Here is a 14,695-nt window from a genome sequence, read left to right as displayed (position 1 = left end):
TTAAGGAACATCCGGCATCAGTCTCGTTCGTGTGTTCTTACTGTCGTTGGCATAGCCTTGTAGGGCCTTGTAACGTATAGACATTCTCTGTCAGCGCCAGCCTCGATGTCCGCGCAGACAGGGGGGGGAGTCACAAGGTCAACCCTACAAGTTGTACGAAAAAACCCGCCAAAAGGCGGGTTTTTCTAAAACATGGCGGAGAGATAGGGATTGATACCCGCGCTGCGCTTGGCCGCCTTCGGCGTTACTCGCTACGCTCGTTGCGAACCCAGCTAGGGCTCTTCACCCCATCTCTCTCCTAACTTCGAAACCAAATCATGAAAAATTACAGTTTCAAAGGCATTGCTAATATGGCGGAGAGATAGGGATTGATTCCCTCGCCAGCTCGGCCGCCTTCGGCGTTACTCGCTGCGCTCGTTGCAAACCCTGACTAGGGTTCTGCACCCTAACTCTCTCCAGCTTCGAAACCAACCCGCAAAAGGTATCCGGTTTCAAAGCAATTGCTAATATGGCGGAGAGATAGGGATTTGAACCCTAGAAGGGCTATAAACCCTTGCCGGTTTTCAAGACCGGTGCTTTCAACCACTCAGCCATCTCTCCAGTGGCGGCAATGATAGGGAAAGCTCGCCTCGCTGTAAAGCCCTAGATTCCCCTCAGAGGCCAATAGTCAAAAACTATGACCCAGCGCATCCTTCCAATAAGGTCAATGCCATACGCCAACTCTGCAGTCGCTGACCCCGGCGAATCGTCTGGTTCTCCCGAACCACCTCAAAGCCCCGTTTTTCAAAAAACGGTCGAGCAAAACAAGACGCATCGACGGTGAGAGTTTGCAAGGATTGCTTCGCCGCCTTTACCAACAAATGCTCATACAGGGCACTGGCAATCCCCCGGCGCTGATAGGATTGATGGGTATAAGCCAAATCAATATGGCCACTGTCGCTCAAGGTGATAAAGCCAACCACGATGTCATCCAACAGGGCCACGTAGGGAGGACACTGGGACAGTCTCACCGCCCAGCGTTCATACTCCTTCGGGAGTGGCGCCCAGGCCGCTACCTGCTCCGCCGTGTAGTGAAGCAGACCTATGGAGTGGATGGTGTCATAAAACAGGTCGGTAAGCGCCCGAGCATCGCCCGGCCGATAAGGCCGAATGTACAGGTCAATGTTAGTCATAAACAAGATTCAAAATGGCGGACAGGGCGTCCCTTGATGATGGATCATCTGCCAACGGTTCTCTTCCAGCACCCACAATGAGCTGCGCTGGGAATAACTGAATACCGCCCCTTTCACCATCTTAGCCCGATACAACACCTGACACAGGCTGGCACTGAGTTGCCGCACCTGGAACTCTCTGGCATCGATAAGCGGCGGCACTTCATTGGGCACTCTGGCCAGCACCTGAGCCAGCCCGAAGCGCTGCCCCGCGGCGGACACTTCGATAAAATCGGCGTGAATCAAGAAAGCCAGCTGCTCAGGCTGCCGACGGGTCGAATGACAGAACAGGCGCTTTTCCAGAGCTACGATATGAGGTTCCAGTTCCAGTGCTGCACTTAGAGTATTCATAAATAGGCTAGTCTTCCTTAACGGTTACGCTTTCCTGATGAGGACACTGCCCCACAGACAGTCTGCCTTATCTTGTTAGCATAGCCCAGACGACGTCGACAAAATGTCAGCATTGCGCCATGGCTCGGATTTTGTGCGCCAATACTGCGACATTTCCGTATCCAGTCACCACAGCCTTGATTGTGGCTGAACTCATCACCCAATAATGACCTCGAGGGGTTGAAAAACCGTTGCCGGGCACCTATATCAACTTGTACAGTAAACCTTTTAGGATTTGGTGGCTCTAAACTGTTGTAGCCACAGACAAAGGAGTCAACATGCAGACCCAGCGTTTTGAGACCGTCAGCAGCACCCGCAGCTCGGTCGAGATTAATAAAGTTCTCCGCAACACCTATATGTTGCTGGCCATGACCCTGGCCTTTTCCGCCGCCGTAGCCGGCGTCACCATGGCGTTGAATCTGCCCTACCCCGGCATGATCATCACCCTGGTCGGTTTCTACGGTCTGCTGTTTTTGGTTAGCCGCACTGCCAACAGTGCCATGGGCCTGGTGTCCGTATTCGCCCTGACCGGCTTCATGGGGTACACCCTGGGACCGATTCTGAATATGTATCTGGGTGCGGGTATGGGCGACGTCGTTTTGATGGCCCTGGGTGGCACCGCCCTGACCTTCTTCGGTCTGTCTGCCTACGTGCTGGTTACCGGTAAAGACATGTCCTTCCTCGGTGGCATGATGATGGCAGGCTTCTGGGTGATCATTGCCGCCTTCATCGCCAACATCTTCCTGGCCATTCCGGCGCTGAGCATGGCTCTGAGCTGTCTGTTCATCCTGTTCTCGTCCGGTGCCATCCTGATGCAAACCAGCGCCATTATCCATGGCGGTGAAACCAACTACATCAATGCGACCGTGACCCTGTTTGTGTCTCTGTACAACATCTTCCTCAGCCTGCTAAGCCTGCTGGGCATGAGCGACGACTAAATTCGCAAAGTGCGTTACACTAAGGCCCCATTACCGGGGCCTTTTTTATTGAATACTGCACACGATATGAGTTCTTTTTTAGTGGTCGTCAATGGCGAACCCTACGGCAGCCAGTCCGCCTGGTCTGCCCTAAAATTTTGTGAATCCGTCATTGAGGCGGGCCACCGGCTGGAACAGGTGTTCTTCTACCAGGCCGGTGTATTGAACGCCTCCAGAATGCTGATGCCCGCCAGCGATGAGCTGAACTTGCTCGGTCGCTGGCAACAACTTCACCTTCAACACCAGGTCCCGCTGATCAGCTGCGTCTCCGCCGGACTGCGCCGAGGAATCATCGATACCGAGGCTGCAGAGGATGCTGGCCTGGACAGCGCCAATCTGGCCACCGGCTTTATCCTTGGAGGCCTGGGCGAACTGGTCACCACCATGCAAGCGGCAGACAGGACGGTGCAATTTTGATGAAACAGCTTGCCATAGTCTTTACTCACATGCCGCACGGTCGCGCCAGTGGTCGGGAAGCGCTGGATCTGGCCCTGCTCAGCGCCAGCTATGACATCCCCACCCAATGCTTCTTCGTGGGCGATGGCGTCTACCAACTGCTGTCCGAACAGGCCCCCAGTCAGATTGAGGCCAGAGACTACATCGCCACCTTCAAAGCCCTGCCCATGTACGACGTCGAACAGATCTGGGTCTGCCAGCAGTCACTACAACAACGGGGACTGAGTGCCGATGACCTGCTGATGCCGGTCAAGGTATTGACCCAGCAACAATTGACCGAGCAGCTAAACGGCATACAACAGGTACTGACATTTTGAACGTTCTCCATACCCTCAGCCAATCCCCCAATGACAGTCATCGTCATCAACTGGCTATCGATTACGCCAGCGCCGGTGATGGCCTGTTGTTGATGCAGGACGCCGTGGTCGCCGCCACCCTGTCCGATTTTGCCAAGCTGCTCCACGATCGCCCCTGCTACGCTCTAAAGGAAGACTTGCAGGCGCGGGGGTTGTTAAAACGAGTCTTGGCCCCCATAACGGTGATTGATTATCCGCAATTCGTCGATCTGACACTGCACTACGACAAAGTACAGGCTTGGTAAACATGTTGAATTTCAATGGTCAGGAGATAGAGACTGACAAACAGGGCTACCTGCTGGACGCCAGCCAGTGGCAACCGGAGATGGCACCTCTGCTGGCCGAGCAGGAAGGCATCAGCCTTAGCGCCAACCACTGGGAAGTGGTGAATTTTGTGCGGGCGTTCTACGAAGAGTTCAACACCAGTCCCGCCATTCGGGTATTGGTTAAAGCCATCGGCCAGAAACTGGGCGAAGAGAAAGGCAACTCCAAGTACCTCTACAAACTGTTCCCCAAAGGCCCGGCCAAACAGGCCACCAAAATTGCCGGTCTGCCGAAACCGGCCCGCTGCATCTGACCCCTTGGTTGTTTTTTGATGGGGTTTAAACAAAAAAAGCCAGCATCTCTGCTGGCTTTTTTGCTATTCAGGCAACCCGTTAAGACGGAATCACGTGGGTCGTCAGGCCCAGCATCTTCTTCATAACTCGAGTCACCTGGCGGCTATAACCAAACTCGTTGTCGTACCACACGTACAATACCGCGCGGTCGCCATCGACGATGGTAGCTTGAGAATCAACCACACCGGCGTAACGGGAACCGACCAAATCGGTGGATACGATCTCGGTAGACTCGGTGAAGTCCACCTGGCTTTGCAGCTCGGAGTGCAGGGCCACTTCACGCAAGAACTCGTTCATGGTCTCGCGATCGGTGCCTTCGGCTAGGTTCAAGTTCATGATGGCCATGGACACGTTTGGCGTCGGAACGCGAATGGCGTTGCCGGTCAACTTACCTTTCAGCTCCGGCAGCGCCTTGGCAACGGCTTTGGCGGCACCGGTAGAGGTCAGTACCATGTTCAGGGCCGCACTGCGACCACGACGATCACCCTTGTGGTAGTTATCGATCAGGTTCTGATCGTTGGTGTAGGAGTGCACCGTCTCAACGTGGCCGTTACGAATACCAAACTTATCGTTGATGGCTTTCAGCACCGGAGTGATGGCGTTGGTGGTACAGGACGCCGCAGACACAATCATATCTTCCGGCAAAATGTCCATGTGGTTGACACCGTACACCACGTTCTTAATGTCGCCTTTGGCCGGAGCGGTCAGCAACACCTTCTCCACGCCCTTAGACTTCAGGTGCAGACCCAGGCCCTCTTCATCTTTCCAGATGCCGGTGTTATCAACGACCAGAGCGTTGTTGATGCCGTATTGGGTGTAATCCACCTGATCCGGACCATTGGAGTAGATCACCTGAATGTAGGTCCCGTTGGCGATGATGGCGTTGTTCTCTTCATCCACCTCGATGGAACCGTTAAACGGCCCATGGATGGAATCACGACGCAACAGGCTGGCACGCTTCTCCAGATCGCCATCGCGACCGCCTCGTACCACAATGGCTTTCAGGCGCATGGAGTTGGCCACACCGGTGCGCTCAATCATCAAACGAGCCAGCAGACGGCCGATGCGACCGAAGCCGTACAGAACGACGTCACGCTGCTCCAGCTCCTGCTCGATGGCCGGGCCCATTTCCGCTTCAACGTAAGACTCAATCTCACTGCCGTCGCTGTGGTTACGCCAGTAGTTCATGGCCAGCTTACCGAGATCGATGCGAGCGTAGCGAACATCCAGCTTGCTCAGGGCTTCCAGGAACGGGAAGCTTTCACGCAGGCGCAGCTTTTCACCTTCGTGCTTACGAACCAGACGGTGAGACTTAATGATGTCGATGGTAGACGCATTCAGCAGGCTCTTACCATACACCAACACTTCGACGCCTTTGTTGCGATACAGCTTGCCAATAATGGGTTGCATCGCTTCGGCCATTTCGAAACGTTCTTGCCAGCTTTTCAAGTGCTTGTCAGCGCTCATTGTCAACAGATCCTTTATGATGCGCACAGTCTTCGGCTCAATGCTTTATAATCGTGATTAAGTTCAAAGACCATGAAATGGGTACAGATAACGTGGCTACGTTGGCCAACTGGCTGGTATTCTACAGAACAACGGCTTCTTGATTCCAGCAACCTAAATCCGTAATTTAATTAGAGAAATCGACTAAATTTAGCCGATGACCGCAGAATTTTTGGTAAAATTACACGATGCGAGCAATTGCCCTGGTAGCTCTGCTGCTGCCCCTAAGCGCCTGCGACACCCGATTAACGCTGCAACAAGTGTGTGAAGCTCAGCCGCAAATGTGTCAGGACGTGCCCCTGACCGGCTGGTGTATTAAAGAGCGTTCGCAGGTGATCTGGACCCGTTACGAAGACGACCCCAGTGATCGCAGAACCATTTATAACGAACTCATTTCCTTGGAAAACTATGTTGGCTGCATGGAAAAAGCGACCATGATAGAAAACCGCATCGTTGCCAAGGAGCGGGAGACGGCCCGAATCGAGAGCTACATCGCTTCACAAAAAGCGCTGAAAAAGCTGCAACAATCCACCGTCAGCGACCCTTCCCCCTATCTCAGCTTCTACCACTGGACCCGGCTCAACGACCACCAGGCACTGGCGCGGTTCCTGGATTCTGAGCGAAAAGGTGAACTGAACTCCATCCAGTTAAAGCAGTTTGCAGCATCCTACTATTCTCGAATAAACCCTGAGAAAGCAGTCGCCTATCTATTGGACATTCTCCCCACCCTGCCCCACCCCGCTGTTGATACCTATCTGGAGCTGTCCAACGAATACCTGACACTCGACCAACCAGCTAGTGCTTATCTGTTTGCTAAGATGACCGCACAGTTCAAACCCGAGCTGGTAAATGCGCAGCGACTGCGGCTACTTCAGGCTTCCAGCAAAGTGGACAAGGCCACTCTGGACGCCAAAGCCGCGACGCTGCTGGACAAGCTTGAGCAGGGCTCATTTACGGCAAACGACCTCAAACTGTAATTTTATTTCTTTTTGAGTTACGGACTAAATGGTGATTTATTGCACGGAGCGCGCCTCGCCATCGCGAGGCACTGGTCACAGAAACAGCCGTTTTGTACTAGGCTTAAGCCAACTAAAACTTGATGTGTCGTAACATTTACTCATTTATCACAAAATATTGCGGTTACGCCCTTGACCACCGCCATTAGTGTTGTAAATTAACCACAATTACATAAGTTATCGAGATAGGTATCACTATGATCAAAGTTGCCATCAATGGATATGGCCGAATCGGCCGCAACGTTGTGCGCGCGCTGTATGAGAGCGAGAAAGACTACCCAATTAAAATCGTTGCTATCAACGATCTGGGTGACGCCGCCATTAACGCTCACCTGACCAAGTACGACTCCGTACACGGTCGCTTCAACGCCAAGGTTGAGCAGAGCGAAGGTGCCATCACCATCAATGGCGATGAGATCCGTACCTTCTCCGAGCGTGATCCATCCAAACTGCCTTGGGGCGAGCTGGACGTAGACGTGGTGTTCGAGTGTACTGGTATCTTCACAACCAAAGCTACCGCCTCCAAGCACATCGAAGCCGGTGCCAAGAAAGTGATCATCTCTGCACCTGGTAAAGAAGTCGACGCGACCGTTGTTTACGGCGTAAACCACGACATCGTGACTTCTGACATGACCGTTATCTCTAACGCGTCTTGTACCACCAACTGCCTGGCACCGTTTGCCAAGCCGCTGAACGACGAGCTGGGTATCGAGTCTGGTCTGATGACCACCATCCACGCTTACACCAACGATCAGCGTCTGTCTGACGTATACCACTCAGATCTGCGTCGCGCCCGTGCTGCGGCCGTGAACATGATCCCAACCAAAACCGGTGCTGCTGCGGCAGTTGGTCTGGTTGTACCTGAACTGGCTGGTAAGTTTGACGGCGGTGCGGTTCGCGTACCAACCATCAACGTCTCTCTGGTTGATCTGTCCTTCGTTGCCAAGCGCGACACCACCATCGAAGAAGTCAACGCCATCATCGCCAAGGCTTGCAGCCACGGCGCCATGGCCGAAGTTCTGGCTGTCAACGATGAGCCGCTGGTTTCCTGCGACTTCAACCACAGCCCATACTCCTCTACCTTCGACGCCACCCAGACCCGTGTTAACGGTCGCCTGGTTAAAGTCATGGCCTGGTACGACAACGAGTGGGGCTTCTCCAACCGTATGCTGGACAACGCCGTTGTCCTGATGAACGCCAAGTAAGCGTTCTGCGGTAAAAACTCCTGACAGGGGCTCGCTTCGGCGAGCCTTTTTTTGTGCCTGAAAAACCGCCTGTCGCCGTTGCCAGCGACAGGGGCCACTGGCTTTGGTTTTGATTAAGGGAAAGACACTGGCTACCCGCGTGCGCGGACACGACACAGGGCCATTTTAAGCTCAATCGCACCGGAGCATTAAGGCGGCCACCACTACCACCGCCAATACCTAATCCTCATCGTGTCGCCCTTGCCAGCGCGAGGGCTCAGTGGCTTTGATTTTGATAGAGGGAAAGACGCTGGCTACCCGCCTGCGCAACAATGACCAAAGGCACAGACACTGGCTACCCGCCTTCGCGGGTAAGACAAAAGAGGGGTTGTCGCCCTTGCCAGCGCGAGGGCCCAGTGGCTTTGATTTTGATTGAGGGAAAGACATATATGGACGCCCCTGCAACTGCAAGACTTTGATGAGGTCGGTTTGCGGACGTATATCCGGCGTCTGTTTTACCTTCTCGAGGTAGCGCCATAATGTGGTCCGAACCTGGCAGCCTACACGCTGGGACGACATTTACTGTCGGTCTTATTTCAGGCTCTTGCCAGGCCGGATTACCGTTTGTTCATCAAGGTTTGCAAACTCAGGTTACGCGGTACTCACTGCACCTCCCTGGCTTCAGGGAGCTTAACTACTTGGTTACTGCAAACGCATGGGTCAGTTCAAACTTGTTGCCGCTGACCGTCATGCTCCAGGCTATTCGCGCCAGCTTGTTCGCTAACGCCACTATCGCTTTACGCTTACCTCGGCGCACTATTAGCTTGTTCAGCCATCGCCCCAGTCTGTCATTTCGGTTCGACACATGAGCAAATACCGCTCTCGCTCCGTGTATCAGCAACACCCTCAACTGCTTATTCCCGGCCTTGGTGATGCTGCCTAACCGGGTCTTGCCTCCGGTACTCCGCTGCTTGGGAACCAGGCCGCACCAAGCCGACAACTGCCGGCCATTAGAGAACTGAAGACCATCACCCACTTCACTGACGAAAGCCACCGCAACTATAGGACCGAATCCGGGGATGCCCTGCAGCAATTGATATCGAGGCTGCTGTTTACACAACTGATGAATATCCTGCTCTAGGGCTTTGATTTCCTCATCCAGAGCCCTGAGCTCACTCTGCATCCGTAGCAATAACCCCCGCATGACAACACTCAGGTCGTTATCACCGTCCTCTATCGTGTCTGGGAGCTCTTTCCTCAGCACCTTTATCCCTGTGCCGAAGTTCACACCATACTCCCCTGCTAAGCCGCGCATCTGACAAGCAAGGGCGGTTCGGTATTCAACCATCCTCTGCCGAACGCAGCGCAAAGCCTTTATGTCTTGCTGCTCGACGGTCTTTATGGGAACCGAGTGCAGCTTCGGCCGGAACGCCGCTTCGCAGATAGCTAACGCATCATTGGCATCATTCTTCTGCGCTGACACCATCGGCTTAACGTGTTGCGCGGGGATGAGCTTCACCTGATAGCCAGCCTGCTCAAGCCGCCTTCCCCAATAGTGGGAGCGGGCACAAGACTCCATGGCCACCAACGTTTTAGCAGGAAAGTTGCGCAGGGTATGAAGCAACTTCTCCCTTTTGACCTTGCGGTTCCATAGGATTGAACCATCCTCCTGCAGAACACATACCTGAAAAACACTCTTGGCTAAATCGATTCCAATGGCTTTAATAGACATGATGGACGCTCCTCTGGGAATTATGTTTCGCAACTTAATTCTGGCGCATTTGACGCCGTATCGTAGGGGGGCGTCCATCACATCACTGGGTACCCGCGTGCGCGGGCACGACGGAGGGCCGTTTTAAGCTCATTCGCACCGGAGCATTAAGGCGGCCACCACAACCGCCGCCAACACCTAACCCTCATCGTGTCGCCCTTGCCAGCGCGAAGGCCCATTGGCCTTGATTTTGATTAAGGGAAAGACACTTGCTACCCACGTGCGCGGGTACGACAGAGGGGTGATTAGAGTACGTAGGGAACCAACTGCACCGTGCTTTACGAAAACCACGATAACAACCGGGCTACCGCACACCCTATCAACTCACACCGTCGCCCTTGCGAATGCGAGGGCCCAGTGGCCTTGATTTTGATTGAGGGAAAGACGCTGGGTACCCGCGTGCGCGGGCACGACGGAGGGCCGTTTTAAGCTCATTCGCACCGGAGCATTAAGGCGGCCACCACTACCGCCGCCAATACCTAACCCTCATCGTGTCGCCCTTGCCAGCGCGAGGGTCCAGTGGCTTTGGTTTTGATTGAGGGAAAGACGCTGAATTCCCGCGTGCGCAAGAATGACCAAAGGCACAGACACTGGCTACCCGCCTTCGCGGGTAAGACAAAAGAGGGGTTGTCGCCCTTGCGAACGCGAGGGCCCAGTGGCTTAAGTTGTATTAAAAAAGGTTCATCGCGCATTACCGGGAAAAGCGGCTCGTATCTTCAAGAAGAAGTAGTCGCTGTCCCGGTATCCGTAGGCCATGCGTTTGATGACCTTTATCTTGTTGTTCATCCCCTCCAGCTTGCAGGTATGCAGACGATAAGTGGCCGAGGCGACGATGCCCTTGAGGTAAGGTTTGAGCTTCCTGGCGAAGCGGATTAGCGGCTCTATGCCGCTCTCGGTGACCTGCTGCCACCACAGCTGCCACTGGTTCAGAGCAACATCGGGACTGTCGGCATACCACAACTCCTTCAGTTGCTCTCGCATCAGATATACCACCATCAGCGACCGGTTCTCGGCTAGCAACTCCTCCAGATAGGCATGTTGCTTGCCGGTCATGTTCTCCCGATTCTTCAGCAACACCCAACGACCTCGCTTCACCCTTCTTCTGGCCGGTTTGTCCTGCTTCAGCTCGTTGGCTCGGTCTACCCGAACCCGGTCCACCACTTCCCGGCCATACTTGGCCACCACATGGAACAGGTCATAGACCACTTCGGCGTTTGGGCAGTGCATCGCTACCTCCAGGTCGAAGGCGGTATTCATATCCATGGCCACCGCTTCGATGTACTGGCAGTGCTCCCCCAACTGTAGGAAGAACGGCCGTATCGCTTCTCGACTACGACCCTCGCCGACCCACAGCACCTGATGGGTATCGGCATCAGCGATGACCGTGGCGTAGCGGTGGCCCTTGAACAGGGCAAACTCGTCCATGACCAAACGCCGCACCTGGCTCCAGTCAGGTTCCATCACCTCTCGGGTCAGGCGCTGCATATCCAGGCGCTTGAGGGTGTGCCAGTGCAAACCTGTCAGCTCGTTAACGTGCTTGATGGGCATCAGCTTAAGCAAGTGTTCGATGTAATGAATCAGCAGATTGGTCTGCCGCGCATGGGGTTCAAGCCAGGAGAGGCTCTCGGTAGTTACTCCACAACCAGAGCAGCGAAGTCGGCGTAGCGGCAGCGATAGCAGGGTGCGATAGCCAAGAATGTCTCGCTCCTGGACAGTACGCGAGGAAACATCATGGACCTGAGTGACTGGCTGGCCACAGTGACATCGACCGGGGCTCGTAGGGGTCAAATGGATGGTAAGAGTGTCGTGGTGGAGCTCAGTATGAGTGGGGGAAAACCCTTCCCACAGTGAGACAGGCAAGGTAAGCTTCGGCATCGAGAACGGCTGGTTGGTTATTGGGTTTGTTTGGCGACTACACAATAACCTTTCCAGCCGTTCTCGTATCTAGTTCCCGCTAATCTGCGAAGAACCTTAAAAAAAGGGAAGATCAAAAAAGGCCGGCATAATGCCGGCCTTTATGAACCACTTACGCTTAACCGTTGACGTGAGCCAGCGCCTGGCTGGACAGGTCGCTGATGCGCTGCCAGTCGCCATCGCGTACGGCGTCAGACGGCGCAATCCAACTGCCACCGACACAGGCAACGTTAGACAGAGCCAGGTAGTCTTTGCAATTAGACAGGCCGATACCACCGGTGGGGCAGAAAGTCAGTTTGGACAGCGGGCTGCCCATGGACTTGATCGCCTTAACACCGCCGCTGGCTTCTGCTGGGAAGAACTTCAGGAAGTGGTAACCGTAGTCCATCGCCTTCATGGCATCGGAGACCGAAGCCACGCCCGGGATCAGCGGAATGCTGCCTTCGGCACCCGCTTCCAGCAAAGCACTGGTCACCCCGGGGCTGATGGCAAACTGCGCACCGGCATCCACCACCGCTTGCAGCTGCAGAGGATTAAGAACCGTACCGGCTCCCACCAGGGCCTCTGGCACCTCTTCACGAATCAATTTAATCGCTTCCAGGGCGCACTCGGTTCTCAGAGTTACCTCAAGGATACGAATGCCACCGGCAACCAGTGCGCGTGCCAACGGCACCGCCTGATCCAGTTGCTCAATCACCATCACCGGAATCACCGGGCTGGTAGCAAAAACCTCAGCAGGCTGGATGCTCCAATTTTTCATCTCTATCCTCGCTTAATCTAACAGCGCCGAAGCACCAGTTTCCGGACTGGAAAGCAGCTTACGCATATTGCTGAACAATTCTCGGCCAAAGCCTTCGTCATTTTCCCGCAGGTCCACCGCAGCGATGGTGCGAGCATCCAATTCAACTTCATCCACCAACAGTTCGATGATGCCGTTTTTGGCATCGAGTCGAACCAGATCTCCCTCTTTCACTTTAGCCAACAGACCGCCATCGAGGGCTTCCGGGCTCACGTGAATGGCGGCCGGGACCTTGCCGGAGGCGCCGGACATACGACCGTCGGTGACCAATGCCACCTTAAAGCCTTTGTCCTGCAGCACACCCAGTGGTGGCAGCAGTTTATGCAGTTCCGGCATACCATTGGCCTGAGGGCCCTGATACCGCACCACGGCGATGAAATCCTGATTCAGCTCTCCGTTCTGGAACGCTTCAGTCAGCGCCTTCTGAGACTCAAACACCTTGGCGGGGGCTTCCACCACCTGATGCTCTTCGGCCACGGCAGAGGTTTTAATCACCGCCCGACCCAGGTTGCCCTTCACCAGATTCATGCCGCCATTAGCCAGAAACGGGTTATCGATGGGGCGCAGAACGTCATCATCGCCGCTCGCTTCAGGAATATCCTTCCAAACCACTTTACCGTCCACCAATTCAGGCTTCTGAGTGTAGCGGTCCAGCCCCTGTCCCGCAGCAGTCGTGACGTCGTCGTGCACCAGTCCGCCGCGACGCAATTCACGAATCAGGAAGGCCATGCCTCCGGCCTGATGGAAGTGATTGATGTCGGCCTGGCCATTCGGGTAAACCCGGGCCAACAATGGCGTTACCGCCGACAGTTCGGCGAAATCCTGCCAATCGACAATGATGCCCGCCGCACGGGCAGCGGCCACGATGTGCATGGTCAGGTTGGTGGAGCCGCCGGTCGCCAGCAAGGCGACGATGCCATTGACGACACTCTTCTCATCCACAATCTTGTACAGCGGGGTAAAACTGTCCCCCTCCTGACTCATGCGGCAGACCTGCTGGCTGGCCAACTTGGTCAACTCATGGCGCAGGGGGCTGGTGGGATTAACAAACGAAGATCCCGGCAGTTGCAGCCCCATGGCTTCCAGCACTAACTGGTTAGAGTTGGCGGTGCCATAGAAGGTACAGGTGCCCGGGCTGTGGTAAGACGCCGACTCCGCTTTAAGCAGGTCCTCATCGCTGACTTTACCCTGAGCGTACTCCTGCCGTACCTTGGCTTTTTCCTTGTTGGGCAGACCCGATGGCATCGGACCGGCTGGCACAAAGAGCGTTGGCAGGTAGCCAAAGCTCATGGCACCCATCAACAGTCCAGGAACGATCTTGTCGCAAATCCCCAGCATCAGCGCGCCATCAAACATGGCGTGAGTCAGACCCACGGAAGTGGCCATGGCGATGACATCGCGGGACATCAGGCTCAGTTCCATTCCGGGCTGCCCCTGGGTCACGCCATCACACATTGCCGGCACACCCGCCGCCACCTGAGCCACCGAGCCGACATCACGACAGGCTTGTTTGATGATGTCCGGGTAGACGCCATAGGGTTGATGAGCCGACAACATGTCGTTGTAAGCGGTAACGATACCGATGTTGTACTTATTGAAGTGCTGCAGGTCGTCTTTATCCTGCTTACCGCAACTGGCAAAACCGTGGGCCAGGTTGGAGCAAGACAACTCCCCACGCTGAACCCCCTGAGCCTGTTGTTTGGCCATGCGCTGCAGGTAAGCCTGACGGCGGCCCTTGCTGCGCTGAACAATGCGTTCGGTAACGGCTAACACAGTAGCATGGGTCATGAGGCTTGACTCCAGTAAACGTCCACCGGGGTCTTGCGTTGATTGAGCACCGCCCGGATCGGCATCTCAGTCGCATCATCGGATTGCAGCACCTGCTCCAGAACGGCTTTTTTGCCTTCTCCGTGCAGATGCAGGTAAATCTGTTTGCTGTCCAGCAGGGTCTTCAGCGACAGCGACAGGCGCCCATGGGGCGCGGTGGTCGGGTGTACCGCCAGACAGGTTTTAGGCGTTGCCAGCCCCAGGGCCAGTTGCTCTGAACAGGGAAACAGCGACGCGGTATGGCCATCGTTACCCATGCCCAGAATCACCACATCCAACGGCCGAGGCAGGTTTGACAGCACCTCTTCGGTCATCAGAACCCCCTCATCCACCTGGGCGTAGGAGTTCTTCAAACCACGGAACTTGGCCGCAGAGGCACGATTCGTCAGCAGGTGCTCACGCACCAGGCGCTCGTTGGAGTCGGCGTGCTCAGGATCCACCCAGCGTTCGTCCGCCAGGGTCACGAACACCTCTTGCCAGTCGATGGCCTGACGGGACAGCTCTGAAAACAGCAACAGCGGCGTGCTGCCGCCGGAAACTACCAGCGAGGCACTGCCACGGCTATCGATGGCACTCTGTAGCTGGGCAGCGATCTTCGCCGCCAGCGTTTGCGCCAGGTGCTGCGCCGTATCAAACGGCTTAAACACAGACAGTTTGATCATAATTAACTT

The 14,695-nt window shown here is 55.1% G+C and carries 15 protein-coding genes and 1 tRNA gene; 7 read left to right on the top strand and 9 right to left on the bottom strand.

Features of this window, described 5'->3' with window-relative positions; all coding sequences use genetic code 11:
* Positions 1–509 precede the first annotated feature (509 nt).
* The 3 genes from J8Z22_RS09185 to J8Z22_RS09175 form a co-directional block, all read right to left on the bottom strand.
* Positions 510–600: transfer RNA gene (locus J8Z22_RS09185), tRNA-Ser, on the bottom strand.
* A gap of 74 nt (positions 601–674) precedes the next feature.
* Positions 675–1,172, bottom strand: a complete 498-nt coding sequence (locus J8Z22_RS09180) for a GNAT family N-acetyltransferase (protein WP_252010157.1) — start codon at positions 1,170–1,172, stop codon at positions 675–677.
* A 9-nt stretch (positions 1,173–1,181) separates the two neighbouring features.
* On the bottom strand, positions 1,182–1,562 hold the full coding sequence (locus J8Z22_RS09175) for a DUF4440 domain-containing protein (protein ID WP_035415869.1): 381 nt from the start codon (positions 1,560–1,562) through the stop codon (positions 1,182–1,184).
* Positions 1,563–1,879: 317 nt separating this feature from the next.
* On the opposite strand from J8Z22_RS09175, the gene J8Z22_RS09170 reads away from it, so the two are divergent.
* The 5 genes from J8Z22_RS09170 to J8Z22_RS09150 all read left to right on the top strand — a co-directional run bounded on the left by J8Z22_RS09170 (position 1,880) and on the right by J8Z22_RS09150 (position 3,967).
* Entirely contained in the window at positions 1,880–2,539 is a 660-nt protein-coding gene (locus J8Z22_RS09170; RefSeq protein ID WP_028113310.1) for a Bax inhibitor-1/YccA family protein, read from the top strand.
* A gap of 66 nt (positions 2,540–2,605) precedes the next feature.
* Positions 2,606–2,995 carry a sulfurtransferase complex subunit TusD gene (tusD, locus tag J8Z22_RS09165; RefSeq protein WP_028113311.1) on the top strand — a complete coding sequence of 130 codons (390 nt, stop codon included), beginning with the start codon at positions 2,606–2,608 and terminating at the stop codon, positions 2,993–2,995.
* Positions 2,995–3,351 carry a sulfurtransferase complex subunit TusC gene (gene tusC, locus J8Z22_RS09160; RefSeq protein ID WP_252010156.1) on the top strand — a complete coding sequence of 119 codons (357 nt, stop codon included), beginning with the start codon at positions 2,995–2,997 and terminating at the stop codon, positions 3,349–3,351. Before tusD ends, tusC begins: the two co-directional genes overlap by 1 nt.
* Positions 3,348–3,635 (top strand): sulfurtransferase complex subunit TusB, encoded by a 288-nt coding sequence (tusB, locus tag J8Z22_RS09155; RefSeq protein ID WP_252010155.1) that lies wholly within the window; start codon positions 3,348–3,350, stop codon positions 3,633–3,635. Before tusC ends, tusB begins: the two co-directional genes overlap by 4 nt.
* A 2-nt stretch (positions 3,636–3,637) precedes the next feature.
* Entirely contained in the window at positions 3,638–3,967 is a 330-nt protein-coding gene (locus tag J8Z22_RS09150; RefSeq protein ID WP_252010154.1) for a TusE/DsrC/DsvC family sulfur relay protein, read from the top strand.
* A gap of 79 nt (positions 3,968–4,046) precedes the next feature.
* Here the strand turns inward: J8Z22_RS09150 and J8Z22_RS09145 are convergent, their stop codons facing one another.
* Positions 4,047–5,474 (bottom strand): glyceraldehyde-3-phosphate dehydrogenase, encoded by a 1,428-nt coding sequence (locus J8Z22_RS09145; RefSeq protein WP_028113315.1) that lies wholly within the window; start codon positions 5,472–5,474, stop codon positions 4,047–4,049.
* Between the two features lie 227 nt (positions 5,475–5,701).
* On the opposite strand from J8Z22_RS09145, the gene J8Z22_RS09140 reads away from it, so the two are divergent.
* A complete protein-coding gene (locus J8Z22_RS09140) occupies positions 5,702–6,490 on the top strand; it encodes a DUF2989 domain-containing protein (protein WP_084144453.1) in 789 nt (262 codons plus the stop codon).
* Positions 6,491–6,726: 236 nt separating this feature from the next.
* Positions 6,727–7,734, top strand: coding sequence for a type I glyceraldehyde-3-phosphate dehydrogenase (gap, locus tag J8Z22_RS09135; RefSeq protein ID WP_035415871.1), 1,008 nt, complete (start codon positions 6,727–6,729; stop codon positions 7,732–7,734).
* 673 nt (positions 7,735–8,407) lie between these two features.
* On the opposite strand, the gene J8Z22_RS09130 is transcribed toward gap, so the two are convergent.
* The 5 genes from J8Z22_RS09130 to pgl form a co-directional block, all read right to left on the bottom strand.
* Positions 8,408–9,445, bottom strand: a complete 1,038-nt coding sequence (locus J8Z22_RS09130; RefSeq protein ID WP_252010153.1) for an IS110 family transposase — start codon at positions 9,443–9,445, stop codon at positions 8,408–8,410.
* A gap of 720 nt (positions 9,446–10,165) precedes the next feature.
* Entirely contained in the window at positions 10,166–11,359 is a 1,194-nt protein-coding gene (locus J8Z22_RS09125) for an ISL3 family transposase (protein WP_371878119.1), read from the bottom strand.
* Positions 11,360–11,516: 157 nt separating this feature from the next.
* The gene (locus tag J8Z22_RS09120; RefSeq protein WP_035415872.1) at positions 11,517–12,158 is read right to left on the bottom strand and encodes a bifunctional 4-hydroxy-2-oxoglutarate aldolase/2-dehydro-3-deoxy-phosphogluconate aldolase; all 642 of its coding nucleotides are present in this window, start codon (positions 12,156–12,158) and stop codon (positions 11,517–11,519) included.
* 12 nt (positions 12,159–12,170) lie between these two features.
* Entirely contained in the window at positions 12,171–13,985 is a 1,815-nt protein-coding gene (gene edd, locus J8Z22_RS09115; RefSeq protein WP_252010151.1) for a phosphogluconate dehydratase, read from the bottom strand.
* Positions 13,982–14,686, bottom strand: coding sequence for a 6-phosphogluconolactonase (gene pgl / locus J8Z22_RS09110; RefSeq protein WP_028113320.1), 705 nt, complete (start codon positions 14,684–14,686; stop codon positions 13,982–13,984). The genes edd and pgl overlap by 4 nt, the downstream gene beginning before the upstream one ends.
* Positions 14,687–14,695 lie beyond the last annotated feature (9 nt).

This window comes from Ferrimonas sp. SCSIO 43195 (assembly GCF_023716685.1).
GTDB classification, from domain to species: Bacteria; Pseudomonadota; Gammaproteobacteria; order Enterobacterales; family Shewanellaceae; genus Ferrimonas; species Ferrimonas kyonanensis.
Note: the sequence above shows the minus strand (reverse complement) of the source record. Positions and strands in the feature narration are given on the sequence as shown.

Coding starts and splice junctions, on each gene's coding strand:
- J8Z22_RS09180 (WP_252010157.1), bottom strand. CDS start 1,172: ATGACTAACATTGACCTGTACATTCGGCCTTATCGGCCGGGCGATGCT.
- J8Z22_RS09175 (WP_035415869.1), bottom strand. CDS start 1,562: ATGAATACTCTAAGTGCAGCACTGGAACTGGAACCTCATATCGTAGCT.
- J8Z22_RS09170 (WP_028113310.1), top strand. CDS start 1,880: ATGCAGACCCAGCGTTTTGAGACCGTCAGCAGCACCCGCAGCTCGGTC.
- tusD (WP_028113311.1), top strand. CDS start 2,606: ATGAGTTCTTTTTTAGTGGTCGTCAATGGCGAACCCTACGGCAGCCAG.
- tusC (WP_252010156.1), top strand. CDS start 2,995: ATGAAACAGCTTGCCATAGTCTTTACTCACATGCCGCACGGTCGCGCC.
- J8Z22_RS09150 (WP_252010154.1), top strand. CDS start 3,638: ATGTTGAATTTCAATGGTCAGGAGATAGAGACTGACAAACAGGGCTAC.
- J8Z22_RS09145 (WP_028113315.1), bottom strand. CDS start 5,474: ATGAGCGCTGACAAGCACTTGAAAAGCTGGCAAGAACGTTTCGAAATG.
- J8Z22_RS09140 (WP_084144453.1), top strand. CDS start 5,702: ATGCGAGCAATTGCCCTGGTAGCTCTGCTGCTGCCCCTAAGCGCCTGC.
- gap (WP_035415871.1), top strand. CDS start 6,727: ATGATCAAAGTTGCCATCAATGGATATGGCCGAATCGGCCGCAACGTT.
- J8Z22_RS09130 (WP_252010153.1), bottom strand. CDS start 9,445: ATGTCTATTAAAGCCATTGGAATCGATTTAGCCAAGAGTGTTTTTCAG.
- J8Z22_RS09125 (WP_371878119.1), bottom strand. CDS start 11,359: ATGCCGAAGCTTACCTTGCCTGTCTCACTGTGGGAAGGGTTTTCCCCC.
- J8Z22_RS09120 (WP_035415872.1), bottom strand. CDS start 12,158: ATGAAAAATTGGAGCATCCAGCCTGCTGAGGTTTTTGCTACCAGCCCG.
- edd (WP_252010151.1), bottom strand. CDS start 13,985: ATGACCCATGCTACTGTGTTAGCCGTTACCGAACGCATTGTTCAGCGC.
- pgl (WP_028113320.1), bottom strand. CDS start 14,686: ATGATCAAACTGTCTGTGTTTAAGCCGTTTGATACGGCGCAGCACCTG.